Source organism: Anaeromassilibacillus sp. An172, assembly GCF_002160515.1.
Lineage (GTDB): Bacteria > Bacillota > Clostridia > Oscillospirales > Acutalibacteraceae > Limousia > Limousia pullorum.
The window spans coordinates 22,087-42,833 of sequence record NZ_NFKS01000022.1 but is presented as its reverse complement, the minus strand read 5'-3'; the positions used below and the strand labels follow the sequence as shown (position 1 = coordinate 42,833).

The following is a 20,747-nucleotide window of genomic DNA, read 5'->3' as shown; positions in this document are numbered from 1 at the left end:
CTTATCCTTTCCGCGCCCTCAGTAGGCGCTCCATCAGATCATCCTGGGGACTTGCTCCTGAATATTCCGTGGAGCAATTCTCCTTGACAATCTGGTAAATTTCATTCCAGAGCCGATTGGCCTGGTTCATGTAGTTGATGCCGATATTGATAAACGGAGACGGGATCGGCTTGCCCGTTGTTGGGTGCTTGGAAAGATAGCCCAGCGAGGAAGTCATCTCTTCACACTGTATCCATCGAGCGGCGCACATGGCGTAACGCTCCAAAAGCTGCGGAGACACCACAGCTGTACAGCCGATGGATTTGAGCCATTCCCAGGTTTCCTCATAGATTTCCTTTGCCTGCAGCTGACCGCCGTCACGCTGGGTAGCGGACAGGAAGTCATGAGGCTTTGGCATATCTACACCTTTTACATCCGGAATATCCAGAACTTTGAGTGTTTTTCCACCTGGATTGCCAGTCTCAACTTTTTCTGAAAGGGCTTTCTTTTTGCGACCTGCACCAGGTCTTGCTCCGCCACGCCCGCCGATGTTATTGGATTTTGTGGGCACGCTTTCACCGTCCTTTCTATGCCGGGGTCAATTACCCTTTTGATTTCGCTGTTTTTGAACACGAAGCCCCAGGCCGCTGTCCTAATGTCAAGGCCGTAGAGATTTGACCGCCCCCTTGGGTAGATTTTGTTCTCATTTCGTGCTAAACTGTGGGTAGAAACTAGCTGGAGGGACAAGTATGGAGTTCATCATCGACAATGAAGTCATTAAAGGTCACGACAAGTATCTCTTGATTATGAATCTTATCTCGAACCCCAGCGTTGATGTCTCGACCAATCAAGACTTTCAAAGGGCGTACTCAGGATACTATTTTCCTGCACAGGTAAAGCAGAGTTTCAAGGACTTCTACTTCAAATACATGCAGGAATGCCGGAGCAGCCATCCGTCGTTTGGTGAAGTTCTTCAGCACATCTACACGCATACAGGTGATGTCCATTACTCATTTGCAAGCAAATTACTGCACACTCTCGACCCCGACAGCCCGGTTCTTGACCGGCATGTGTTGAGGGTGCTTGGTTTCCAGCGAATGGACGGTCAATACATAAAGGCTGACGATCCGGCCTTCCAGAGAAAAAAGGATGCCGATGCCTCAAAACGGATTGCTTATTACTGTTCGGTTTTCGATGCTGTGGTATCGGAATACAGCAAATACGAAAACGAGCCGTTCATGCAAAAAGCAATTGCCCGGTTCGATGCTCTGTCTCCTGTTTACAAAATTGTCCCGTACACCAAAAAGGTCGATATGCTGTTGTTCCGATTGCGAAATGAAAGGGGCGTTTCTGTCCTCGATTATCTCTACGAACTTCAGTAATTATCGGTCTCCCAGTTCAATGTGAATCTTATTGTGACAACTGCGGCACAGGCTCATGAGGTTATCTTGTGAGTGTGTGCCGCCTTTGCTTATAGGCTGCTTGTGATGTACCTCTTCAGCAGGGACAAGCCGTCCCTCTTTCTGACACATCTCACACAGCGGGTGGGCTGCCACATACCTGTCACGGATACGCTTCCATGCACGACCATAGGTCTTGTTCACCTCAGGTGACCTCTCATACTTGTTGTAGTTCTGTCTTGCAAGAGCCTCATGCTCGGGACAGTACTGTTTGTCGGTAAGATTGGGACAGCCGGGATAAGAACACGGCCGCCTTGGTTTCTTCGGCACTGTTTCACCTCCTTGGGGCATAAGGAAAGCCCCACAGGATTACTCCCATGAGGCCGATCTGTATTTTCACTTTCGCTATCATAATACTATCATAGGAATCAGGTATCATTCTATGCTTTTAGGTATCCTGTTTCAAAAGACCGTCGCAAATGCTAAGAGCCTGATTATGAAGTTTATACAGATGATGCATACTATACCCCATATCCACTGCAATCTGCTCCCAAGACTGGAAACAAAGGTAGCGCTTTTCCAATAAGGTTTGCAATTCGGAACTAGGAACGGCTTTTATGGTGGAAGAAATTTCTCTTTTCAAATCCACCAACATATCAATATCATGGTTGATTTCTGCTTGCAGATCCACAATTTTAGCCACAGCATCAGCCATTTTTGAAGTTGCTTTATTGGGGCTGTGGGGCATACCGGTCAGTACCGATGTGGCTCTGGTCGCGAGGTCGTTAAGGGCTTCTATTTGTTGGATTTTGGAGCTGATGCGCATATCCAGGAACTTCGCTTGCATTAAATATTCTTTTGCGGTCATACCAATACCTCCGAATTTTTGTAATCCTCGGATTGGCACGGATTGTCTTAGATTGTCTCAGATTTTCAAGTCCGCTTTGACGGCATCAATCAGGGCCGTCTGTGTATGCTCCTTTTGGGAGAGGGCTTTCATGATGCGGTTGTCGATGGTGCCCTTTGTAAGGATGTGCTGAACCACCACGGTTTGAGATGTCTGCCCCTGCCGCCACAGTCGGGCTATGGTCTGCTGGTAGAGTTCCAAACTCCAGGTAAGGCCAAACCAGATAAGGGTCGAACCGCCGGACTGAAGATTCAGGCCATGTCCGGCTGAAGCGGGGTGAATCAGCGCGACAGGAATTTCGCCGTTGTTCCATCTGCGAATGCTGGTGGAATTGTCCAAGCGGGAAAAAGGGATGTGCAGCTTTTTCAGTCGCTCTGTGATTCTGGTAAGGTCATGTTTGAACCAGTACGCCACCAGAACCGGTTTTCCGTTTGCCGCCTCAATCAAATCCTCAAGAGCATCCAGCTTGCGGTCATGGATATGAACCATATCGCCGGAGTCATCGTAAATGGCACCATTCGCCATCTGGCTCAGTTTGCCGGAGAGGGATGCGGCATTGGCGGCGGTGACTTCTCCATCTGGGAGTGATAGCACCAGTTCACGCTTCAGTTCTTCATAATCGTCCGCTTCGGTGTCAGAAAGCTGCACCACATACTCGCTGGACACCAACTCCGGCATCTGAAGATGGTCAGTGGCTTTCATGGAAATGGTGATGTCGGAGATCTGTCGGTATATGGCATCCTCTGCATATGGCAGCGGTTTGTAGGAGTAGATGATTTGTCCGTTGCGCTTGTCCGGTTGAAAGTAGTCGGTGCGGTACTTGGTGATGAACCTGCCAAGCCGCTGTCCCATGTCCAGGATACGGAACTGTGCCCACAAATCCATAAGGCCGTTGGAAGCGGGGGTGCCCGTCAGTCCAACGATGCGAGCCACCTTGGACCTGACCTTCAGCAGAGATTTGAACCTCTTTGTGTTGTGATTTTTGAAGGAGGAAAGTTCGTCAATCACGATCATATCGAAGCTAAACGGGATACCGCTGTCCTCCACAAGCCACTGGACATTTTCTCGGTTAATGATGTAAATGTCAGCCGGCTGTATGAGGGCGGCTTTGCGTTCTGCCTCTGTGCCAACAGCCACAGAGCAGATGAGGTTCTGAAGGTGATCCCACTTATCTGCTTCGGCAGTCCAAGTATCCCGTGCCACACGCAGCGGTGCAATAACCAGAACCCGATGAACCTCAAAGCTGTCAAACAGAAGGTCATTGATGGCTGTGAGGGTAATGCTTGTTTTACCAAGACCCATATCTAGAAATACAGATGCGATGGAATGTGTCTCGATGTAGTCGATGGCAAAAGCCTGGTAGTCATGAGGTTTGTATCTCATCAAGGATACCTCCAATCTGTTCTTCGGCATCCAGGACATAAACCGGGAAACCGAGTCTGCGTAGTAATTTGTGCCGTGAAAGTTGGAGCGGGCGGGGCTTTTCTCCGTATGCCTTGACTTCCACAAAGGCAAAATGGCAACCAGGCAGGAGAACAATTCGGTCGGGCATCCCATCATATCCGGGAGATACGAACTTCGGACAGATGCCGCCATGCTTTTTTACCATCAGCGTTAATTTACGCTCAATCGTTTTTTCTCTCATAATGCTTTCTCCTGTAGTGATTTATGGTCTGGGTAGACCTCGTTGAATGTCATTTACAAGACTTTTCCTTATGGATTTTTTATGAAAATTTCCCCTAAGAGGACTTTTTGTAAATGACCTTAATAGAGGTCTACCCAGGAGTGGTTTAGGACAGAAAATCCTCGTCTGCATCGGTGTCAGGCTTTAGCCTCAATCCTGCAAAGTAACGCTTGCCCTTTGCGGAAATGCGTCTGAACCCCGCACCGTCCATTGCGGTATAGAAATCTGCCGTGCTGCGGACATACTCGTTGGTGTCCACGCAGTGGTTGCGGTATGCCTGGTATAGGGCGCTGGAACTTTCACGATAGGCGTTTCCAACCTCACATTTCTCATCGAGAAAGTTGCCGAACCAGTCATTCTGGCTGCGGTAATCATCGATGGCTTTCTGAACTACAGCTGGAATGGGAAATTTATACTCCAGGTCGATAACCTTTTTGGCACCTTCAATGACCCAGGCCAGAATGCTCTCACCAGCGTTTTGATACAGGTAGTCCCCGTAGTTTTTGATATCGCTTTTTCCTTCGATCTTGGCATTGAACGGAATTACGATAAGGCGGCGCCAAGTACCGTCATCAGAGGCACTGACTTTCGGCAGATGATTGGTATACAGCACCAAGCTGTGACTTGGAGAGAAGCTGAAGGGGTCTTTGTACTTCTTCTCCGCAAAAATATCATCCACGGAGCAAAGCTGCTTGACTGTGGAGTCGTTCAAACGAGCGCCTTCCTGCATCTCGGCGGCAATGAGCAGACGCTTGCCTTTGACCTCGGCCATTTCCGGCTTCACATTGCGGCGACATCCAAAGGTGAGGGTATCTGCAGAGATATTGCCGCTGTACAGACCCAGGACACGGGACACGGAGTTCCAGAAGGTGGACTTACCGTTTCGTCCACAGCCATATGCAATGATGAGGGCCTCCACCTCCACCTTACCGACAGCAGCAAGACCGCAGATCATCTGTACATAGTCGATGAGTTCCTGGTCACCACAGAAAAGGGTATCTAGGCAGTCGATCCAGATCTGCTTCCCACGATCTCCGGGTGATACAGTGGTAGTCTTGGTGATAAAGTCCTCCGGTGAATGCTCCCTGGCACCTGCTAACCCTAAGCGGAGATCATAGGTGGCATCTGGGGTGCAGAGCAAGTACGGGTTAGCGTCCAGATCCTGGGGCGTGATTTCCAGCATCGGCCGGGATTCCTTTAGAGTGGCGGTAATGTTCTTGGATGCGCGGCGCTGAATCACATAGGACTGGTATGCCTTGGCGGCAAGGAATGCTTGATATGCCTCCAGCTGCTCCTCGTTCATCATACCTTCGGCTTTGGCCTTACTGTTGCTGTCGAGAATGTCCTTGGCACCGCAAGTCTTGAGGGCGGCAAGGGCGGCTGTCATATCCTTAGACGCCTCTCTCATCTGTCGGCGAGTCAGTTCATGTGCGACAGCCTGTGAGCCTGGTTCGGTTTCCTGCCAGTACCGACCGTTGTAACGGATGTAGTGTGTAGCCGGAGAGTAGCGCAGTTCCCCGGAGAAGTGCTTTGCCAGAACTTCAGCCTGTCCCACATCGGAGAAATCGTCCGGTTTATAAGAGTTGCCATCGTTATACACTTCTGGGGGGATATAGCCGTCCTGCTGCTGAACTTTGGCATAGAATCTCTGGGCGCTGTGCCAGATAGTCATGAGTTCCTGTTGTTCCAGAGGTGGAGTGCATTTGTCTGCCTCTTCCATGAAGCACTGGAAGGCAGTGTCATTGTCCCCGTACTTTTTGATGACGCGACCGGCAAAGCGGGACATCGTCGCATTGCGGCTGCCTTGGGGAATTACATGGTTTCCGCCGTGCGAACCGGCACTCATATCTTCATCAAAGTCTTCTGCGGACAGATATTCGCTTAAGGTCATCTCACCATGGAAGATTTCAACCTGGGGGTTCGATGTGCCGAAGAAAAACCGGGCAGCATCCAAAGCCTTAGTGTCGAAATACGGAAAGATGGTATTGACCAGCTTTTTCATTTCGCTGTATGCCGCAGTATCGGTCATGTACTCAATGGGAAACAGCACATGGAATTTAGGGCGAGCGGGTTTGCCGTTCTTCTCACGCATATGAAAACGGCTGTAGTGTACGGCAAAGGTAATGCCGGGAAACGCAGACTGGACATCCGTTGGAGTGACCCAATCATCAGGATTTTCGGAGTGATCATTGTCACAGTCCATAGGCAAACAGTCTGAACCCAGAAAATTGTCCCCGCTGCGATAATTGTTCTGATATTCCGCACAAACATAGTCGCGGCTGACAGCGAAAGCAAAATCTGCTGTGTCCATTACCGTTGTTTTATGCGGATAGGAACAGTTGCCAGGAGCATTGATAAAATCGGCACTGTAAAGGGTAAACATGATTTATACCTCCTCGCAATGATTGGTGAAGTAACGCAAGCGGTAGTTCTTCCACTTGGCCCTGCGAATTTCAGCTTCCATGCCGGGTGAGATGTGGTCACCAAAAACCCAAACCTCACTGCATTTGCTCATCAGTGCGTTGCCAAAGTACAGCCCCAGCTGACGCTCTCTGGGATTGCGGTCGTTGAGAAACTGTGGGAACAGCAGATGTGGTGCGATGGGTATGTAGCCTTGGTCTACAGCGAATCGGCTGTAAATCTGTGCCGCAGCCACATTCTTTTCCACATCTCCGGCATAGGGAGAACAGATATACACGATAGGACGGAAGGCGCGGAGCGCCTGTTCTTCCTTCTCTATGGCAGTCATTGCCTCATAAGCGGTGGGGTCATAATACCCTTCGCTGTTAAATTTATTGATACTCATGGAATTTACCTCGTTAATCTTTCTTGTAGAAATCAGTCTCATAGCCATCGGCACGAAGCTGCAAGCCTTTCGCCCAAGGCGGGGTTCTGCCCATCTGGTCGCAAACTGCCTGCAAAGACATCCGGCGGTCGGCTTCAATGACCACTTCATCGTGGATGTGCATTACGATGGAACAGCAGCGAAGTGTAGTCATGGCATAGCAGAGGATGTCCCTTGCCGTTGCTTGGACAATATTTTCCACAAACTTGGGTCCGTAGCTGTCAAGCCGCTCCCACTTTTTTGTGCCTCCGACACCTTCATAGGTAATACAGTCACCGCCAAATTTATTGGTACCAATCTTAGGCTTCACATAGGCAAGCTGTCTGCCGGATGGGAGTGTTATGAATAGCATCCCACTTTTGTAGCAGAAGGTGATACCGTAGGTCTCATTGGTGTGCTTGAAGCGGACAGCCTCCATGGCGGCACGGTCAACGTCCCACCATAGCTTTGTGATGTTGGGGTTAGCTTGTCTCCAGGCATCCACCAGGGGCGACAGTTCCTCTTCGGTCAGCCCCATCTCCAAAGCACCCATTGCTTTCAATGCACCGACCGATCCGCCATAACCCAATGCCAATTCTGCAATTTTGCCTTTCTGACGGAGGTGTCCGTTGACACCGTGCTTTTCCACCGGAACTCCAAACATCTGGGAAGCAGAGGCACAGTAGATGTCCTTGCCCTCTGCAAAAACCTTCTGCCGCCATTTCTCTCCGGCAAGCCAAGCAATCACACGAGCCTCAATTGCTGAGAAGTCGGCTACGATAAACTTGGCATCGGCTCTGGGGATAAAGGCTGTGCGGATGAGTTGGGACAGTGTGTCCGGCACATCCTCGTAAAGCATTTCCACAGCTTCAAAGTTGCCGCAGCGGACAAGGGAGCGGGCCTCGGCCAGATCTTCCAGATGGTTCTGAGGCAGATTTTGCATCTGAATCATTCTGCCTGCCCATCGCCCTGTGCGGTTGGCACCGTAAAACTGAAACATTCCTCTGGCGCGACCGTCCGAACAGACCGCCGTTTCCATCGCCTGGTATTTTTTCACTGAGGACTTGGCAAGCTGCTGCCGAAGGGACAAAACCGTTTGCAGCTGCGGAGGGGCTGTTTTGAGCATTTCAGCCACAGCTTTTTTGCCGAGGGTGTCCGTTTCCAAGCCGTTATCGGCAAGCCACAGCTTCATCTGCTGTACGGAGTTGGGATTCTCCAGTTCGGTCAGTTCCTTCATTGCCTGGGTCAATTCCGAGCGGGAGCGACCGTCCATCTGAATAGCCTGCCGTACCAACTCCATATCCAGAGCCACACCACGGTCGTTGATCTCCTGGTCCATGTGGTATTGATCCCATACCGATTCCAGCACAGGGTATTTTGCCAACCGAGTCTGAATGGACATCTCGGTTTCTACATCTCGGATGTTGTACTTTTTGAAAGCCAGCCACTTATCCGGGGCATGGCACGGCAGATTTCGAGTGCGCTGCCCATTAGATTTGGTGGGAGCGCAAGGCTGGCAGAAATACTTGATGAGATCTTTACCCTCGGTCAGCTTTTGCTTTTCCAGACCGAGTACAGCACCGACACCCTCCAGCGAGAGAGGCAGCCCCATCGTAGCCGCCCAAATCATAGAGCAGCGCCAGCTTTCGGGGTTGAGATAATCTCCGGTGGGAGAACCGAGGAAACGGGACAGGCAGATGCGTTCAAAGTTGGCATTGAACGCCCACTTCGTGACGGCCTCGTCTTCCAACGCAGCGATAACCTCGTCTGGGATTTTCTCACCGCAGGCCAGGTCAACGATCTGAACTGGCTGTCCGTCCACGCTGTATGAAAACAGCAGTATTTCAAAAACCGGAGACTCCACATAGCGATAAACCCCGCATTTCGCAAGGTTCTGGTCGCTATAGGTCTCAATATCGATTGACAGAGTTTTCATGTGTTCACGCCCTTTCCATAGGACATAAGGGTGGCAGGATTGCTCCCGCCACCCAGATTCCGAAATTACTTACCTTCGAGGTTTTTCATACGAGCCTCGTGGTATTCGACTTCACGAAGGGCGCGGTCTTTTTCAAACTGCTGCCTTTCGGCTTCCCAGGTGGCGTTCCTTTTGTCACGCTTGCGGTCATCAATGGTGTCGATGACGGAGCGGACGATCCAGAACAGCGCCAGGAGAATGTAAAGGCTGAGGAGCAGGATGCAGAGAACGGTTGCAATATCCATCTTCGCCACCTCCATTAAGCAAGGAAGTCATCATCCGCATCGGTAGCGAAATCAGACTCGGCGCTTGCCTTGCCGCCGAGAGGTTCACCAGCGCGGATAAGCTGGAGATTGTTCAGTCCACAGGCGATGCCCTTGTTGCCGTTGCTGTTGAAGGCGTAGAGGTTGATGCTGGCACGACCGTACACGCCGGAATAAACCTCGGAGCGGGTCAGCACAGGGTTGCGGTCAGCATCCACGATGCCAGGAGCAGTTGCGGAATTGGCGTTGATGAAGTAGGCATTGGCGTATGCGGGGTCATCGGGTCTCTCAACATCACCATCGCGCAGAGGGGTCTTGATAGCAGCCAGCGGAGGCACACTCTTGCTATTGCCCTTGAGCTTGGACTGACCCTCCTGGTAGGCAGCTTCGATAGCCGCCTTGATCTTAGCGACCGTCCGCGTGTCGGATTTGGGAATGATCAGGGAAACCGAATATTTCGGCGTGCCGCCGTTGATGGACTTGGGTTCCCAGACATTGGCGTAAGACCAACGGGTGTCGGGACCGGTGATAACCTTCATAGGGTTGTTGACTCTGGTTGTGTTGTTAGACATATCAAAATTCCTCCATAAAATCATTTTTTGCAGTGTTCATTGCCGGTCGTTTATCACTGTCCGGCACAAGCGTGGGTTTGCCTTGCGGTTTTTCAATATAAGGGGCGAGAAGTTCCTCAAAGCGGGATTTGCCAAGCAGCTTCTGCATGGCGGTCACACCGAGGATCTTTTTCTCATAGGGGTCGAAGCCTGCACGCTCAACGGTGGCGGCAACAACGGCTTCGCTGGTGTACTTACGGTTGGAGCGACCCTCGACCAGCTTCCAGCCGGGCCATTCCTTTCCGTTGATTGCCTGTTGGAGAGCATATTCCTTGACATCGTTGGCCCAGGCGGTCAGTGCATCGATCTTGCCCAGGATATCAGCGATCTCATGGTTCTCCAGGAGTACCGGAGCTTCAAACTCGTAACGAGCAAGTTCCAGATTGGCGGCGGCACGTTCTCTGCACTCGGCCTTCGCCTTGCAGAAACGGCACCATTCGCCGCAGTGGAAGTCGCCCCGCCCTTCGTAGGCCAGCTTTGCCTTTTCGGCGAGGTCGCCGTTTGCCCATTCGAGCAAGGCTTCCTTGTCAATGACATCAGTGCTGACATTGCCCTTGCGAGGCTGGAAGATGGTCATGCAGACCTGGTCGATGTCGTAAATACCATCGAAAATTTCCAGAGCGCCCAGAGCGTAGAGCCGCATCTGGGGATTGCCCACAGCGGAAACCTCGACCCCTTTGCCGTGTTTGTAATCGCAGATACTCATAACACCATCGGCGATCACGATACAGTCGGCTGTTCCGAAACCATCCTGAACCCAGCGGGAGAAGTCCACTCGCTGCTCAATCATGACCACTGGGTCGGAACACGTCTGCTTTGCCGTTTCCAGAAGTTCTACCACATAGGCGGCATACCCCTGGGCGCATTCTTCCATCTCGGTGTTATACCAGGAGAGGTTTCCGATGGGGTCTTCGGCGAGCATCCCCAGAGCCTGCTTCAGCCGGAACTCACAAAGAGTGTGAGCATCGGTGCCTTCGGCGGCATAGTCGCTGCCACGGTCTTCATAGTTCTCGCAGAGCCTTGCGGAAGGTGGGCAGTTAAGCCAGCGTTCCGATGAGGATGCGGAGAGAGTGGCGTGTGCTTTAGGTGGCATCCGGCAACACCTCCGCGTCACGAAGCAGATTCTTATAGTGGGCGGGGTCTACCAGCGAGAGTTTGGCGGCACCATACTTCCGGAGCAGAGTACGAATCTCAGCGGTGTGACCGTTGCGGGACTTTTCGGCGAGAACAGCTCTGACCTGTTCCAGCGTGAGAGGAGGTTCATTGACGGGAGTTTCCTCGGTGGCGGCACCGCTGAACATCTCAGCCAGGGTGTCCGCTACATTGTTAATAGTGGCAGCAGCTTTGCGAAGGTCGCTGATTGCCATGTCCAGTTCGCTGATTTTGCCCATTGACGGTGTCTCCTTCCTTGATTTGCTTCTGTTTGACTGCCTGGTTGATTTTCTTCGCCAGATTTGCGGATACGATGATGAAGTCCAAGAGGATATCAACCAGTTCATCTTCCTGAGTCATCATCGTGTTTTCGGACTCGTACATTCTCATTCACCTCCCTGGAAGGAGCGGTGTCTGTGTTGCTCCTTACACAACCCAATGGAAACGAGAATGGCGTTTTGGCGGGCAAATCGAAAAATTCTCAAAAAAGTTCCGGGAATTCTTTTTTCAAACGGTCTCTGGCTTTCTTGAGCCGATCGGTAAAAGTCTTTCTCGGCACACCGATTTCTTTTGAAATGGCTGTGTCACTAAGTCCTTGCTCCCGAAGCTGACCAATTATAATGGCTTGGGGCATGATTTCATTGAGCCGAGCGATGATTGTCTGCATCTCGGACTGTTCTGCGTATGTATCATCGAAGGACGGACTCTGGAGATCCGGCATCTTTTCCTGCAGATGATCCAGCCAGGTCATTTCATTACCTTCGTCATCCACACGGCTGTCATCGAGGTAGCTGATGTCGCCGCTGGTGCGATGAGGACAGGTACAGCAGTCCATATCGCAATGAAGCCACTTGGACGGTGGGCATACGCAACGCCCGTGATTCATCTGGGTGCGGCGATAGGCGTTGATATCGCGGTAATAATCGTCAAACTGCTGTTTGGTACAAGGGACTCTCAGGTTGGCTGACCGAAGATAAATGGTGTACTGCTTATCTTGATTTGGCATAAAAATTCCTCCGTTTGTCGATTTCTCGGAACGGAGGAATTGAAGATAGCCGCAAAATGGGTGCAAAAGACCAACCGCAGTCCAAACGAATCTCTCCGTTTCGGATTGCAGCTAACCCGCTCAAAAGGCAGCCACAGTATTCAGTTGTACCGCCGGATGCCGTTGAGCCATCAGTGATCAGGTGATGCGGTGTTGGGCGGTGAGCGGCTCTTTGCCATGCTCAGGATAGAAACACGAATTAAAAACTTAATAATCCCCCGAAGGGGATGGGCAGGCGTATTGGCTAATACGTCACTACCCATCGGTTTCAGACCTTATTTTTTCTTTCCAGATCTGGTTTGCGCCAAAGCGCTGCCTGCGACAGACTTTGACTTACTACTGTAGCGACCGTCTTTGAGAATCTGACTTGCCTTGGTAGCTACTGCCTTGGAAGTCTGCTTCTTGTTGCTTGCCATGTCGTTCACCTCCTTGCTATATATTGCTGAAGATCAATTCCCTTATTGCTGACATATTTCTGCGTTTGCAGAACAAATTTGCACAAACAGGATAGTAATTTTCGAGAATATGTGATATAATCAAAATTAATCTATTGTGTGTTTGTGCAAGTATGGCTTGTCCGACCTTCTAAATCTAACCTATTGTTACTTCAGTCGATGTCAATAGGCACAGAGGTCCTCAACGCATTACTTCAGTTACTTGAGTTATTTTTTGAGGAGGAGTGAAAATGCAAATTGAAAAACAGCCATTTTTATGCGGAGGCGTCTTCTTTTTCTTGCTTATTCAGGCAACTCTTCCTGGTGAAAAAGCCCGTGATCATAAAGCTGGAAAAAAGGACAGTCATGCAGCACCCATCCTCATGCAAGATCTGATTTATACATTTACTGGCTCACGAAATTACGGGGCTGCAAAAGACACATCGCAATATCGAGAATGTGAAATTGAGGGTAGCATCAATGTTCCGTTTAATGACATTGCTGTTAGCACAGCTTTTGATAGTGCAGTAAAAAGTAAAAGCCCCGACCCTCTTAAGAGAATGTCGGAGTTTGTAAATTGGCATCTGAACATGGAGATGAAAGACTGGCTTGTAAAAGCTCTTCTCGAGATTATTGAAAACGATGATACAATACCGGAAGATGAAACTTTTTATATTAAAGCTAAAGGTACCCCTATATCCAAGCATGAGATGAGAATGACAACTGAATTTTCCTTTCAGCCTTTTCTCCTTGGAGTTTTGCACTTTATTCTAGTAAAACGCCGTGAGCAAAATCGATTTGGAAAAGATACACTGGAGGCGCTTGGTACTAAAAAGCCACGCAAGGAACGAAGGTATACAGGAACCGCGGGTGAATCACTGACGCAGCCTATTACGGTAACTTTATATGATGTAACTGTTATATCTCAGCAAGATTCCACTTTAGAAGAGAACCCACTCTCAAAAATACAATCAGATTCAAGGACAATTACAGATTCTATGGGACGGACATTATCTATATTTGCTGACTCTTTTGAACGAGCAACGCATCAAATTGCAGAGCAAATAAGGCAAGATAATAAAAAAACAGACCCACCCGAAGATGAGCCTGAGAGTGCGGATGCGGAGGTCGTGGATGACAAACAGCCATCAGGTGCCGCAGAACCATCTGAAGAAAAGATAATACACCAAACAGTTGTAAATCAATATGGTGATCACCCTATTCATATTAATCATGTGGAGAATCTCAAATTATAATGGAGGTAAAGTGTATGGCAAGCGAAATTCAGAAAAATGAATCTGCGCAGGTGCCGTCTGCCAGTGCACCGCTTACCCAAGTAAATCAATACGGGGATAGATCTGTTCATGCGAATCATGTGGAAAATCTAAGCATCAATGTTTTTGAAAATCAAGGTTCGCCATCAGTTGACGAAAATGGAACCCCATATACACCCTTAACTCCTACGAGATATGATCCGACTACTCGGGTTATTTATCTTGGAAATGAAGAGATAACGCTTCCTGTACAGTTGATTCCACAAAGCGCTCTCAAAACAGGTGAGCTGCCGTATATTAACGCACTCTGTGAGGTCTATGCTGAAAAAATCAATAACATAGTTACAGCTGATACGATTAATTCGTTGCCATCCCGTTATCGAAAGGATTTTGCTAATCAACGCATGGCCTATTATAGTGCAGAGAGTGTTCAGCGTTCCGTGCGTGAGGTTTTTGCCGATGGCGAGCAACAGTTCAAGGCATTAAAGCAAGATGCATTTGACGGAATATCTGACACTTATTATGATGATCGCCATGCATCCGGATATGATCGGCTTCGAGCTGTTTTGGACAAAATTACTAGTACCACCCTTTCAAAATCGACCTTGATAAATATTGCTGGCTTAATTGGAAATCTTGAGAAGAAGGGCATCTGCCACATTTTGGTGAATGACGACGTAATCAAGTCGTGGGTAAACATTGATGAGTAACTTGTTTAATACGCCCTTTGAAACAGGATTGCGTGTAATGCTTCTACTCTCAGTTGTGAGTCCAAAGAGCATGACAATTGACCGGATCACTGCGTATGATTTCATGACGATTTATGGTAAGGATTTCGATGTGTCTGAAAAAAACCTGCACGGTGATAACAGTCTTAGCTTTAGCGAGTTATCATCTAAGAGGGAGATTTGCGCGGATGGCATAAAAATGTTTGTATTAGATGGTTTGATAGCGATAAATCGAACTCAAGCTGGCTTCCTATATATGTTGACATCTGCCGGACGAAAATACGTCAGTACGCTTAATTCGGATTACAAACTGCAGTATTTACAAATAGCGAAAAAAGTACATAAAAAGTATTCCCGGCAATCTGACACTGCAATATTAAAGGCAATTAGTGCTAAAGCAGTTCAATCATTAAGGAGGTAACAATGAGCGATTTTTATATCATGCGGGTCACTGCCAAAGGAAACGGAAAATCCGATTCTATAATTGACTTTCATCCCGGATTGAATATAATCCAGGGACGCTCTAACACGGGCAAGACCTGTATTATTAAGTGTATTGATTTTTGCTTTGGCAGCAAGGCAAAGCCCTTTGACGAATGCTTGGGATATGATACCATCGAACTATCAATACACACTGGCAAAGGTGATATTTCCATTACTCGAACTTTCGGTAAGAACCAAGTAGATGTTGTCACCAATGTTCCAGGTTTTGAAAATGGGAAATATGATCTTAATCCTACAAACAAAAAAGAGCCTCTCCCTATTTTAAGCGATCTACTTTTAAGCTCGATAGGCATCGAGGGTGAGCATTTTGTAATAAAGAATAAAAATTTTGAGAAAAAGAGATTGACATGGCGCACATTCCTTCATGTTCTGCTCTTTCATGTAAATGATATAGCCAAGGAATCCTCGATTATAGAACCAGAGCAGGCCACCGAGAAAACGGCATTACTTTCCGCACTTCTCTTTTTATTGTTTGGACGAGACTTTGCCGAAGCTGATGCTCAGACGAAAAAGGAAATTCGTGTTGCTCGTAAAAAAGCGGTCGAGGAGTATGTCAATAAAAAAATACAATCTGCCGCTGATAAACGTAAAGGTCTACTGGAAACATTGGAAGTATTTGATGGCGTTGATGTCGAAAAAGCAATGCAGGATATTATTGATAGCCTGCAGAATACTGAAACCGAAATTTCTAATGCGGTCGATCATAGCCGGGAGTTACTTAGTCAGATTCTGCGCTTACAAAGCAGAGCTGCTGAGTGCGAATTGCTTAAGTCCCGTTATAGTTCTTTGAAAAGCCAATATATTTCTGATATTAAAAGGTTGTCATTTATTGTAAATGGCGAAGCTGAGATCGGCTTTGTTCCAAAAAATCAAGTGTGTCCCTTCTGTGAGGGGAAACTCCCGGTGCGTGATAAAAAATCGTATATTAATTCAGCACAGGCAGAATTGAGCAGAATCACAGCACAAATGGATGGCTTATCCGAAACGGAACTTGATCTCCAAACGGAACAGAGCGAAATAGAGGCAAATCTACGGGAATTGCAGGAAAAACGAGATGCCATCGAAGCAATGATTGAAAAAGAATTGCAACCTAAAGCAGATGCTTTGCGTGAATCCCTTAACAGCTATCGTGCCTACATTCAGATTAAACGCGAGTTGCAAGTGATTGATGACTTCGCTTCAAGTTGGGAAACTGACCTTAGAGAATTGCCGAGTGAGGATGATGCTCAACTCGAATATCACCCCAAGGAGTACTTCGGGGATGATTTTCAAGAACACATTGACCAAATGCTGAAAGAAGCGCTTATTGAGTGTGCTTATGACAATTTGACTACAGCTCGTTTCAATATGAAAGATTTCGACATCGAAATCAATGGGCATAAAAAAGCAGATATTCACGGGCAAGGGTATTGCTCTTTCTTGAACAGTATTGTGGCAATGGTATTCCGTAGTTATATGAACGCTCACGCTACTTATGATCCAGGATTTGTAGTAATCGACACACCGCTTCTTGGTCTTGACCAAGGAGTAAACGATTCTGCGCCGGAGAGTATGCGTACAGCCTTATTTAAGTACTTTATTTCTCATCAACATGACGGACAAATAATCATTCTGGAAAATATCCGCCATATTCCGAAACTCGATTACAAAGCCGCTGGCGCTCATGTAATTACTTTTACCAAAGGGTTGGAAAGCGGCCGGTACGGTTTCTTGAACGATGTCAAATAAAGCATATGGAGGAGAGACCCATGCGAATCAGCTACAACAAACTGTGGAAAATGCTTATCGATAAAAATATGACCAAGATGGAATTAAAAGAGGCTGCGAAAGTTAGTGCAGCCTCCATCGCAAAACTTGGTAAGGGCGGAAATATCACGACGGATGTTCTGCTGAAAATTTGTGAAACACTCCATTGTCGTATTGAAGATATTCTCGAAACAGTTGATGACTAAAATAATGTAGCCAGTCAACGGTTACAGTAGCCAATTGCATATTTCTATGCAAACGAGGAGTAAATATGCTTGTTCAGGTTTTGGACGATTTTGATGTCAATAAAATTGGGGAGAGTGGGCAATGTTTTCGATGTGCCAAAATCAATGGGTGGTATAGATTTATTACAGGTAGTAAGATTCTGTATATTAAGCCTGTTTCAGAGAACCTTTTTGATATAAGTTGCTCAGAAAAAGATTGGAATGATGTGTGGAAGCCATATTTTGATTTTCAAAGAAATTATTCAATTATTCGCCAGAGCATTAGCAACGATGAATTCTTGCTTGCTGCTGCAGCAAGTGGCCGTGGAATTCGAATCCTAAAACAAGACCCTTGGGAAGTATTAATTTCGTTTATTATCTCACAGAGAAAGAGTATTCCGGCTATAAAAAAATCGGTCGAAACCATTTCCAACTTTTATGGGAAACCGCTACAAACGAACTGCGAAATAGTATTTTCATTTCCGACACCTGAAGAATTACTTGTGGCAAGCGATGCGAGTCTTTGCCAGTGTGGATTAGGGTACCGTATCCCATACATACAAGATGCAGCGCGAAAGGTTTGTGACGGCAAAATTGATTTAGTGGGGTTATCTGAAAAAAATGACTTACTCATGCAGAACGAACTAAAGCAAATTAAGGGCGTAGGAAACAAGGTTGCTAATTGTGTAATGTTGTTTGCTTATGGAAGAACATCTAGTGTTCCAGTTGACACTTGGATTAAGAGAATTATTGAAGACAAGTATATGGGCATTAATCCATTTGCTTCGTATGGTAACAACGCAGGAATTATGCAACAGTATGCTTTTTATTATGCTCAGCATCACAAGGCGGAGGTGATGAAATGAAAGAACAACTTATTTTTGACCAATCTTCGCCCGAGATTCAATACCTCTGCAAAAAGGACAAAAGACTTGCAAAGGTAATAGAAATGGTTGGTCCAATTTCATATCAACCACACATTGATCAGCCTTATTCATTTTTGATACATGAGATTATTGAACAAATGCTTTCTGTTAAAGCTGGTGCAAAAATTTTTGACCGATTAAATAATATTTGTAGAGGGACTATCACACCAGAGAGTATTGCAGCACTCACAGTTGAACAGTTAAGATCCATCGGAACATCAAACGCAAAAGCCATGTATATAAAAGGTATAACTACCGCCGTAATGACAGGGCAACTTGATTTTGCTAAACTCGAAGAATTAGATGATGACACAGTTATCAAACAACTGACAAGGTTTCGTGGAATTGGAAACTGGACAGCTAAAATGTATCTAATTTTTGTACTCAACAGACCTGATGTCTTGCCATATGAAGATGTCGCCTTTCTGCAGGGATATGCTTGGGTATATAAAACTAGCGATTTCAGCCCCGCATCAGTTATGGCTAAGTGTAAGAAGTGGAAACCATATTCTTCGATAGCTGCGCGATATATGTACCGAGCATTAGATGCGGGGCTAACCAAAACTGAGTTTCACCTATTTAAGCAAAAAGGAGTAAATTGCGATGGGAATTAAAGAAGATGCTGCACTAATGTTGCAAAAAGCGTACGAGGAAGCAGTTGCAGGGGAATATCCTCCGTGCGAATATGCGGACTTTATTGACTATGTTATTGATAATACACATTTGACCTATAAATATGTATTGTTCACTGCTTTGTTAGCAAAAGCAACAGATGAGTCTATTAATCCATTATGCCTCCAGAAAAAGTCTCAACTTCCAGGGGCGTATGATGCCAGAACAGTTTGTCACAAAGTGATCGTTCCATTTGAAATGGAAACGCTGGAGAAAGCCCTGGGCGGATCAAATGAGCCTTTTCTCAATAAACCTGCAAGATTTCCTGAATTGTCTAAGAACAATGCTGTGCGCAGAGGAAATGACCATGACATTTTGGTGTCCTTATGTGATAACCTTCCTTTAATCAAAACATCAGATGTTGCGTATTCGGGACTGGTGTATCTATTAGGGAAATTGATCCGGATGCGTGATTCGAAAGCACGGATGGCTATTTTTTCAGTTGATGAATCTATCAATTTGCCTATCCGCTTAATGGAGTATATTGACAAAGCTCTAGAGCAGAGTTATGAGGGCGAGACGCTCACTCTTCTTATTGCGGGGATATACCACCTTATGTACAACAAACCAAATGCAAGAGTTGAGGTGCATCCTGTTAACCAGAGTGGTGCATCTGGTCGTGAAGTGAGTGATCTTGATATCTATCTTGATGAGATGTGGGTTTCTTCTAATGAACTTAAGGACAAGGCATATGTAGAAACTGATATTCGTCATGCAGCTGATAAAGTCCTAAATGCGGGTGGCACTAAAATGCTTTTTATTGTTGGACCGCACGGAACGGCCCTCGGAAATTTTGTGCCTGATATTGAGCGTGAATATGCCGAAAGGAACTTCTTGCTCAGGGTTATACCCTGTCACGAATTTTTCATTTCGCTTATTGGGGCTTTGCACAATATTGATGTCCACGAATTTATACGCTATATAATTGTTGTGGCACAGGAAACCAAATTCAAATTAGAAGTGATTACTTACCTCGATAATCTTGCAAAAGAAATTTTGGGGTTAACCCGTGAATAAACAAAAACAACTGCAGTCGGTTCGAGTGACCAACTGCAGTTGTTTTTTTAGAAATGCTCAATATATGCTATAACAGCTCTTGCCACAGACTCAGCTAATTTGCAGGGTACTGCATTTCCAATCTGTGTATATATCCTTCCTTTGTTTCCGCAAAAGATGTATTCATCAGGAAATGTCTGGATACGGGCGGCTTCTTTAATTGTGATTCTGCGGAGGCGAGAAGGGGCTTCTGTGAATTCTGGGATTATACTGCCATCCATAAGCCCTTTGTGGTAATCAACCACCCAATCACTAGTAGCATCGCCATACAAGTATTCTTCATCCACAAAGGGTGTTTTGTTACCTCCCATCGATGCAGGGAGAGTGTTAGAATAACCATCAACATCCATCGGTCTACCTTGCCCATTGAAGTACATTCCTGCATAGGGGGATTTACGCATTATTGGATGGGTGGCAAACGTGATTTTTGCTGTACAGGTATTAGGATTATGCTTGGTTCCAGCACGACCTAAATCTTTAAGAAGATCTCTAATAAAAGGTGCAGGACTTTTCTCTTGCTCAAGCAAATCTGTCATGTGATACTCAAAGAAAGGATCGTGGCAATCTTTTATTCCAATAAAAAATACTCTTTCTCTTTTTTGAGGGACTCCATATTCTGTTGCGTTGAGTATAAAAGGAGAACAAGTATACCCCAGCTGTGATGCTCTTTCCAGATATTTTTTGCGCACAGGCTCCCATTTTTCCAACGCACCCAGGGCTTTCACATTCTCCATAACAAAAACCTTGGGCTGCACTTTTTCTACAACATCAAGGAAAGTGAAAATTAACTTGCTTCGCTCATCATCTGGGTCCATCTTTCCTGCGACAGAGAATCCTTGACATGGGGGCCCTCCAAACACAAAGTCTACACCTTCAAACTGGCCAAGAGTATCCATGATAGAATTTATATCTGCATTGACCATTACTCCTGCCGGATGGTTAGCGTTATAAGTCTCTGCGGCTTCTTTAACAAGCTCATTGGCAAAAACAGCTCTAATTCCGGCGTTTTCAAATCCTATATCCATTCCGCCGGCTCCGGTAAATAGTGAAACAGCAGTATATCTTTGCGGCATAATTAGTTCTCCTCACATTCTTCATGGATTCGAAGAACTAACGCTTTGCACTCTGAATCCAAGTATATATCAAACTTTGTTTTTCCTTTTTCTATGTTCAAATTGGATAGCACAGACTTGGGCATTCTTATGCGCATATCCTGCTGCAATACATAGGTGTCAAGGTAAATTTCTGAACCAGACATAATGCGCCCTCCTTTATTTGCCCTAATTGTAGCACAAATTTAGTCTAAAATCAACCTGAATAAAGACCATATCGTGCCGATGCAC

26 protein-coding genes are annotated in these 20,747 nt (G+C 46.7%); 9 read left to right on the top strand and 17 right to left on the bottom strand.

Annotated elements, in window-relative coordinates:
• Position 1 precedes the first annotated feature (1 nt).
• Positions 2-550, bottom strand: coding sequence for a P27 family phage terminase small subunit (locus tag B5F08_RS10085; protein ID WP_087378882.1), 549 nt, complete (start codon positions 548-550; stop codon positions 2-4).
• Positions 551-728: 178 nt separating this feature from the next.
• On the opposite strand from B5F08_RS10085, the gene B5F08_RS10080 reads away from it, so the two are divergent.
• Entirely contained in the window at positions 729-1,361 is a 633-nt protein-coding gene (locus B5F08_RS10080) for a hypothetical protein (protein ID WP_087378880.1), read from the top strand.
• Here the strand turns inward: B5F08_RS10080 and B5F08_RS10075 are convergent, their stop codons facing one another.
• The 14 genes from B5F08_RS10075 to B5F08_RS13400 form a co-directional block, all read right to left on the bottom strand.
• The gene (locus tag B5F08_RS10075; RefSeq protein ID WP_087378878.1) at positions 1,362-1,709 is read right to left on the bottom strand and encodes an HNH endonuclease; all 348 of its coding nucleotides are present in this window, start codon (positions 1,707-1,709) and stop codon (positions 1,362-1,364) included. It abuts the gene before it with no gap.
• 118 nt (positions 1,710-1,827) lie between these two features.
• Entirely contained in the window at positions 1,828-2,247 is a 420-nt protein-coding gene (locus B5F08_RS10070; RefSeq protein ID WP_087378876.1) for a hypothetical protein, read from the bottom strand.
• 57 nt (positions 2,248-2,304) lie between these two features.
• Positions 2,305-3,669 carry a DEAD/DEAH box helicase gene (locus B5F08_RS10065; protein WP_087378874.1) on the bottom strand — a complete coding sequence of 455 codons (1,365 nt, stop codon included), beginning with the start codon at positions 3,667-3,669 and terminating at the stop codon, positions 2,305-2,307.
• Positions 3,650-3,931: a VRR-NUC domain-containing protein gene (locus tag B5F08_RS10060; RefSeq protein ID WP_087378872.1), complete on the bottom strand. Its 282-nt coding sequence runs from the start codon at positions 3,929-3,931 to the stop codon at positions 3,650-3,652. The genes B5F08_RS10065 and B5F08_RS10060 overlap by 20 nt, the downstream gene beginning before the upstream one ends.
• Positions 3,932-4,076: 145 nt before the next feature.
• The gene (locus B5F08_RS10055; protein ID WP_087378870.1) at positions 4,077-6,353 is read right to left on the bottom strand and encodes a phage/plasmid primase, P4 family; all 2,277 of its coding nucleotides are present in this window, start codon (positions 6,351-6,353) and stop codon (positions 4,077-4,079) included.
• A gap of 3 nt (positions 6,354-6,356) precedes the next feature.
• Entirely contained in the window at positions 6,357-6,776 is a 420-nt protein-coding gene (locus B5F08_RS10050) for a DUF7768 domain-containing protein (RefSeq protein WP_087378905.1), read from the bottom strand.
• Between the two features lie 13 nt (positions 6,777-6,789).
• A complete protein-coding gene (locus B5F08_RS10045) occupies positions 6,790-8,730 on the bottom strand; it encodes a DNA polymerase (protein WP_087378868.1) in 1,941 nt (646 codons plus the stop codon).
• 65 nt (positions 8,731-8,795) lie between these two features.
• The gene (locus tag B5F08_RS10040; RefSeq protein WP_087378866.1) at positions 8,796-9,014 is read right to left on the bottom strand and encodes a hypothetical protein; all 219 of its coding nucleotides are present in this window, start codon (positions 9,012-9,014) and stop codon (positions 8,796-8,798) included.
• A 14-nt stretch (positions 9,015-9,028) separates the two neighbouring features.
• The gene (locus B5F08_RS10035; RefSeq protein WP_087378864.1) at positions 9,029-9,604 is read right to left on the bottom strand and encodes a DUF2815 family protein; all 576 of its coding nucleotides are present in this window, start codon (positions 9,602-9,604) and stop codon (positions 9,029-9,031) included.
• 1 nt (position 9,605) lies between these two features.
• Positions 9,606-10,736, bottom strand: a complete 1,131-nt coding sequence (locus B5F08_RS10030; protein WP_087378862.1) for a DUF2800 domain-containing protein — start codon at positions 10,734-10,736, stop codon at positions 9,606-9,608.
• Positions 10,726-11,034, bottom strand: coding sequence for a DNA ligase (locus tag B5F08_RS10025; protein ID WP_087378860.1), 309 nt, complete (start codon positions 11,032-11,034; stop codon positions 10,726-10,728). The genes B5F08_RS10030 and B5F08_RS10025 overlap by 11 nt, the downstream gene beginning before the upstream one ends.
• Positions 10,970-11,179 (bottom strand): hypothetical protein, encoded by a 210-nt coding sequence (locus B5F08_RS13155; RefSeq protein ID WP_143256392.1) that lies wholly within the window; start codon positions 11,177-11,179, stop codon positions 10,970-10,972. Before B5F08_RS13155 ends, B5F08_RS10025 begins: the two co-directional genes overlap by 65 nt.
• Positions 11,180-11,276: 97 nt before the next feature.
• On the bottom strand, positions 11,277-11,681 hold the full coding sequence (locus tag B5F08_RS10020) for a bacterio-opsin activator (RefSeq protein ID WP_143256391.1): 405 nt from the start codon (positions 11,679-11,681) through the stop codon (positions 11,277-11,279).
• 434 nt (positions 11,682-12,115) lie between these two features.
• A complete protein-coding gene (locus B5F08_RS13400) occupies positions 12,116-12,256 on the bottom strand; it encodes a hypothetical protein (RefSeq protein ID WP_204245187.1) in 141 nt (46 codons plus the stop codon).
• 269 nt (positions 12,257-12,525) lie between these two features.
• On the opposite strand from B5F08_RS13400, the gene B5F08_RS10015 reads away from it, so the two are divergent.
• The 8 genes from B5F08_RS10015 (at position 12,526) to B5F08_RS09980 (ending at position 19,365) form a co-directional block, all read left to right on the top strand.
• On the top strand, positions 12,526-13,530 hold the full coding sequence (locus B5F08_RS10015; RefSeq protein WP_087378856.1) for a hypothetical protein: 1,005 nt from the start codon (positions 12,526-12,528) through the stop codon (positions 13,528-13,530).
• Between the two features lie 14 nt (positions 13,531-13,544).
• A complete protein-coding gene (locus B5F08_RS10010) occupies positions 13,545-14,258 on the top strand; it encodes an ABC-three component system protein (protein ID WP_087378854.1) in 714 nt (237 codons plus the stop codon).
• Positions 14,251-14,697, top strand: coding sequence for an ABC-three component system middle component 2 (locus B5F08_RS10005; RefSeq protein WP_158096279.1), 447 nt, complete (start codon positions 14,251-14,253; stop codon positions 14,695-14,697). Before B5F08_RS10010 ends, B5F08_RS10005 begins: the two co-directional genes overlap by 8 nt.
• Before the next feature lie 2 nt (positions 14,698-14,699).
• The gene (locus B5F08_RS10000) at positions 14,700-16,508 is read left to right on the top strand and encodes an AAA family ATPase (RefSeq protein WP_087378850.1); all 1,809 of its coding nucleotides are present in this window, start codon (positions 14,700-14,702) and stop codon (positions 16,506-16,508) included.
• A gap of 20 nt (positions 16,509-16,528) precedes the next feature.
• Positions 16,529-16,732, top strand: coding sequence for a helix-turn-helix domain-containing protein (locus B5F08_RS09995; protein WP_087378848.1), 204 nt, complete (start codon positions 16,529-16,531; stop codon positions 16,730-16,732).
• Positions 16,733-16,797: 65 nt separating this feature from the next.
• Positions 16,798-17,616, top strand: a complete 819-nt coding sequence (locus tag B5F08_RS09990; RefSeq protein ID WP_087378846.1) for a DNA-3-methyladenine glycosylase family protein — start codon at positions 16,798-16,800, stop codon at positions 17,614-17,616.
• Entirely contained in the window at positions 17,613-18,290 is a 678-nt protein-coding gene (locus B5F08_RS09985) for a DNA-3-methyladenine glycosylase family protein (RefSeq protein ID WP_087378844.1), read from the top strand. The genes B5F08_RS09990 and B5F08_RS09985 overlap by 4 nt, the downstream gene beginning before the upstream one ends.
• Positions 18,280-19,365, top strand: a complete 1,086-nt coding sequence (locus B5F08_RS09980; protein ID WP_087378842.1) for a restriction endonuclease, SacI family — start codon at positions 18,280-18,282, stop codon at positions 19,363-19,365. The genes B5F08_RS09985 and B5F08_RS09980 overlap by 11 nt, the downstream gene beginning before the upstream one ends.
• Positions 19,366-19,412: 47 nt before the next feature.
• On the opposite strand, the gene B5F08_RS09975 is transcribed toward B5F08_RS09980, so the two are convergent.
• Both B5F08_RS09975 and B5F08_RS09970 read right to left on the bottom strand, forming a co-directional pair.
• Positions 19,413-20,477 (bottom strand): DNA cytosine methyltransferase, encoded by a 1,065-nt coding sequence (locus tag B5F08_RS09975; protein WP_087378840.1) that lies wholly within the window; start codon positions 20,475-20,477, stop codon positions 19,413-19,415.
• 2 nt (positions 20,478-20,479) lie between these two features.
• On the bottom strand, positions 20,480-20,662 hold the full coding sequence (locus B5F08_RS09970) for a sucrose-6-phosphate hydrolase (protein ID WP_087378838.1): 183 nt from the start codon (positions 20,660-20,662) through the stop codon (positions 20,480-20,482).
• Between the last annotated feature and the right edge of the window lie 85 nt (positions 20,663-20,747).

Excerpts from the sequence above, each read along its gene's own strand:
- B5F08_RS10080 (WP_087378880.1), top strand. The coding sequence starts at position 729 with ATGGAGTTCATCATCGACAATGAAGTCATTAAAGGTCACGACAAGTAT.
- B5F08_RS10070 (WP_087378876.1), bottom strand. The coding sequence starts at position 2,247 with ATGACCGCAAAAGAATATTTAATGCAAGCGAAGTTCCTGGATATGCGC.
- B5F08_RS10065 (WP_087378874.1), bottom strand. The coding sequence starts at position 3,669 with ATGAGATACAAACCTCATGACTACCAGGCTTTTGCCATCGACTACATC.
- B5F08_RS10060 (WP_087378872.1), bottom strand. The coding sequence starts at position 3,931 with ATGAGAGAAAAAACGATTGAGCGTAAATTAACGCTGATGGTAAAAAAG.
- B5F08_RS10055 (WP_087378870.1), bottom strand. The coding sequence starts at position 6,353 with ATGTTTACCCTTTACAGTGCCGATTTTATCAATGCTCCTGGCAACTGT.
- B5F08_RS10050 (WP_087378905.1), bottom strand. The coding sequence starts at position 6,776 with ATGAGTATCAATAAATTTAACAGCGAAGGGTATTATGACCCCACCGCT.
- B5F08_RS10045 (WP_087378868.1), bottom strand. The coding sequence starts at position 8,730 with ATGAAAACTCTGTCAATCGATATTGAGACCTATAGCGACCAGAACCTT.
- B5F08_RS10040 (WP_087378866.1), bottom strand. The coding sequence starts at position 9,014 with ATGGATATTGCAACCGTTCTCTGCATCCTGCTCCTCAGCCTTTACATT.
- B5F08_RS10035 (WP_087378864.1), bottom strand. The coding sequence starts at position 9,604 with ATGTCTAACAACACAACCAGAGTCAACAACCCTATGAAGGTTATCACC.
- B5F08_RS10030 (WP_087378862.1), bottom strand. The coding sequence starts at position 10,736 with ATGCCACCTAAAGCACACGCCACTCTCTCCGCATCCTCATCGGAACGC.
- B5F08_RS10025 (WP_087378860.1), bottom strand. The coding sequence starts at position 11,034 with ATGGGCAAAATCAGCGAACTGGACATGGCAATCAGCGACCTTCGCAAA.
- B5F08_RS13155 (WP_143256392.1), bottom strand. The coding sequence starts at position 11,179 with ATGTACGAGTCCGAAAACACGATGATGACTCAGGAAGATGAACTGGTT.
- B5F08_RS10020 (WP_143256391.1), bottom strand. The coding sequence starts at position 11,681 with ATGAATCACGGGCGTTGCGTATGCCCACCGTCCAAGTGGCTTCATTGC.
- B5F08_RS13400 (WP_204245187.1), bottom strand. The coding sequence starts at position 12,256 with ATGGCAAGCAACAAGAAGCAGACTTCCAAGGCAGTAGCTACCAAGGCA.
- B5F08_RS10015 (WP_087378856.1), top strand. The coding sequence starts at position 12,526 with ATGCAAATTGAAAAACAGCCATTTTTATGCGGAGGCGTCTTCTTTTTC.
- B5F08_RS10010 (WP_087378854.1), top strand. The coding sequence starts at position 13,545 with ATGGCAAGCGAAATTCAGAAAAATGAATCTGCGCAGGTGCCGTCTGCC.
- B5F08_RS10005 (WP_158096279.1), top strand. The coding sequence starts at position 14,251 with ATGAGTAACTTGTTTAATACGCCCTTTGAAACAGGATTGCGTGTAATG.
- B5F08_RS10000 (WP_087378850.1), top strand. The coding sequence starts at position 14,700 with ATGAGCGATTTTTATATCATGCGGGTCACTGCCAAAGGAAACGGAAAA.
- B5F08_RS09995 (WP_087378848.1), top strand. The coding sequence starts at position 16,529 with ATGCGAATCAGCTACAACAAACTGTGGAAAATGCTTATCGATAAAAAT.
- B5F08_RS09990 (WP_087378846.1), top strand. The coding sequence starts at position 16,798 with ATGCTTGTTCAGGTTTTGGACGATTTTGATGTCAATAAAATTGGGGAG.
- B5F08_RS09985 (WP_087378844.1), top strand. The coding sequence starts at position 17,613 with ATGAAAGAACAACTTATTTTTGACCAATCTTCGCCCGAGATTCAATAC.
- B5F08_RS09980 (WP_087378842.1), top strand. The coding sequence starts at position 18,280 with ATGGGAATTAAAGAAGATGCTGCACTAATGTTGCAAAAAGCGTACGAG.
- B5F08_RS09975 (WP_087378840.1), bottom strand. The coding sequence starts at position 20,477 with ATGCCGCAAAGATATACTGCTGTTTCACTATTTACCGGAGCCGGCGGA.
- B5F08_RS09970 (WP_087378838.1), bottom strand. The coding sequence starts at position 20,662 with ATGTCTGGTTCAGAAATTTACCTTGACACCTATGTATTGCAGCAGGAT.